Genomic DNA, 2730 nt, shown 5'->3' on the forward strand with positions numbered 1-2730 from the left:
GCCGGCCGCATGCCGCCGACCGGCTTCCCGCGCGACAACCGCTTCGCCCGTCGTTAGCCCGGCCTTAACGCCCATCGGCCTAGCGCCCGGCCATGGCCACCGCGCGACCCCTTGCCCTCACGCTCACCCGCGAGGTGCTGGAAGCGGGCGTGGAGCTGGTGCCGATCCCCGCCGCGCACATCACGCGCCACGCCGATGGCTGGGCGTTCGAGGCGTTTAATCGCGCCTATCGGCTGACGGGACTGGGCATCGTGCCGCACCGGTCGCCGATGATCGAGAGCCTGCGCGACCGGCTCGACCTGTTCATGGCCGGCACCGAGACCTCGACCGGCTTCGACTGGTCGCTGGGCGACGCGATCGACTGCCGCCACTATCGCGTCGGCGTCGCGCGGCTCTCCGCGCTGTCGAAGCGGCGCTGCACCGTCACCTTTGTCGACGTGACGCAGCAGCTCAACATCGAACGCAGCCTCCGGCGCGAGATGACCACCGACAGCCTGACCGGCCTGCCCAACCGCGAGGGGTTCGGCGATCTGATCGAGGCGGCGACCGGCGCCTATGCGGTGCTGGTGATCAATCTCGACCGGTTCGGGCAGCTCAACACCGCGCTGGGCAGCCTGGCGGGAGACGAGCTGCTGATCACGGTGGCGCGCCGGATCAAGGGGGCGTTGCGGGCCCGGGACTCGCTAGCGCGGATCGGCGGCGACGAGTTCGGCGTGCTGGTCGCGATCGACGACGAGCCGGGCGAGGCGCTGGCGCTCGCCGAGCGTATCCACCGCACGCTGCGCGCGCCGTTCCGGCTGACCGACTATGAGATCGGCGTCGAGGGCTCGATCGGCATCGCGCCGGGCGAGGCGGCGGTGGAGGGCGAGGAGCTGATCCGCCACGCGCAATTCGCCAACAAGCGCGCCAAGGCGAGCGGGCGCACCGAGACCTATCAGGACCAGGCCTTCACCATCGCCCGCGCGCGCTTCGCGATGGAGACTGAACTGCGCTGCGCGATCGAGGAACGCCGGCTGCGGCTCACCTTTCAGCCGATCTGCGACCTGGCCACCGGCCGGATCATGTCGGTCGAGTCGCTGGCGCGCTGGACCGATCGGCAGGGGCGCGACCATTCGCCCGACCAGTTCATCCCGGTCGCGGAGGAATCGGGGCTGATCGTCCCGCTCGGCCGCTGGGCGATTGACGAGGCGGCGCGGACGCTGCGCGACTGGGACGAGCGCGCCGGCGGCAACGGCTGCGGCGTGCGCGTCGCCGTCAACCTGTCGCCGATCCAGTTGCAGCGCGACCGCATCGCGTCGGTGCTGGAGACCGCGCTCGCCACCACCGGGCTGTCTGGCGAGCGCTTCACGCTGGAGCTGACCGAAAGCGCGGTCATCGGCGATCCCGATGGCGTCACCGGCGCGATGCACGCCCTGCGCGATCTCGGCGCGACGCTGGCGCTCGACGATTTCGGCACCGGCTATTCCAATCTCGCCTATCTGCACAAGCTGCCGATCGACGTGCTCAAGATCGACCGGAGCTTCGTGGCCGCCATGCTCGACGATCGCGACAAGGTGGCGATCGTGCGCGCGATGGTGGGGCTCGCGCAGGCGCTGGGCATGCAGACCACGGCGGAGGGCGTGGAGACGGCGGAGCTAGCGCGCATGCTGGCGGCGCTGGGCTGCACCTATGGCCAGGGCTGGTTCTATGGCCGGCCGCTGGAGGCGGACGCGGCCTGGGCGCTGATCGCCTCGGCGACGGCGGCATCGGCGAGTTCGTCGACCCTGGGCTGAGCGGGAAAGCCCTCCGTGATCCACGCCGCCTCAATCGCCTTCAGCGTCGTCGCCACCACCGGGCCGGCCGGGAGCCCGCGGGCGATGAGCGCGCCACCGGCGATCGGCAGGCGCGGCACCGGCCAGTCCCGCACATGGCGGGCGGCCAGTCGCGCATCGAACGGCTCGAACACGAGCAGCGCGCGGTCCGCCGCCGCCTCCCGTCCCGAACGATAGGCATCCTCGTAAACCGAACCGCGCCGGTCGGTCAGCGCGGCGATCAGCCGGGTGCGCTGTTGCTTCGACAGCTTCAGCCGGGCGGCGATCGACTCACCTCGTTCCGGGTCGCGCGGCACCAGCGCGGCCAGTCGGCGGATCGCGTCGGGCGGGATGGCAGCGGCGTCCTCCCTAGCGGCCAGCTCCGCCAACCGCGCCACGCCACTCGCGTCGATCTCGGGTAGCACCGCGCGCCAGATGCCGTGCTCGGTCATCAGCGCCACCGTCGCCACCGCGCCGGGCGCGACCAGCAGCTTGAGCAGCTCCGCCGCGATCCGCTCGCGTGACAGCGCCATCAGGTCGTTCGCGCGCGCCGCGCACGCCGCGAGTCCGTCCGCGTCGACCGTGTCGCCGAAGCGCGCCTGGAAGCGGAAGAAGCGCAGGATGCGCAGATGGTCCTCCGCGATCCGCCGGTACGGATCGCCGATGAAGCGCACGCGGCGCGCCGCCAGATCGTTCAGCCCGCCGAACCAGTCGTGCACCGCGCCGTCGCCCGGATCGGCATAGAGCGCGTTGATCGTGAAATCGCGCCGGCTCGCGTCCGCCCGCCAATCGTCGGTAAAGGCGACCACCGCGTGGCGCCCGTCGGTCGCGACGTCGCGGCGCAGCGTCGTGACCTCGACGGGCGTGCCGCGCGCCACCGCGGTCAGCGTGCCGTGCGCGATCCCGGTCGGCACCACCTTGATCCCCGCCCCCGTCAGCC

General features: G+C 71.9%; 2 protein-coding genes. One reads left to right on the forward strand and one right to left on the reverse strand.

Annotated elements, in window-relative coordinates; genetic code table 11:
• Positions 1-92: 92 nt before the first annotated feature.
• Entirely contained in the window at positions 93-1772 is a 1680-nt protein-coding gene (locus HUU95_RS13510; RefSeq protein ID WP_174280578.1) for a putative bifunctional diguanylate cyclase/phosphodiesterase, read from the forward strand.
• Here HUU95_RS13510 and HUU95_RS13515 read toward each other — a convergent pair.
• On the reverse strand, positions 1685-2730 hold a 1046-nt coding region (locus HUU95_RS13515; protein ID WP_174280579.1), incomplete at its 5' end, for a CCA tRNA nucleotidyltransferase. The two genes, HUU95_RS13510 and HUU95_RS13515, sit on opposite strands and share 88 nt — an antisense overlap.

Source organism: Sphingomonas bacterium (genome assembly GCF_903643065.1).
GTDB lineage: Bacteria > Pseudomonadota > Alphaproteobacteria > Sphingomonadales > Sphingomonadaceae > Sphingomonas.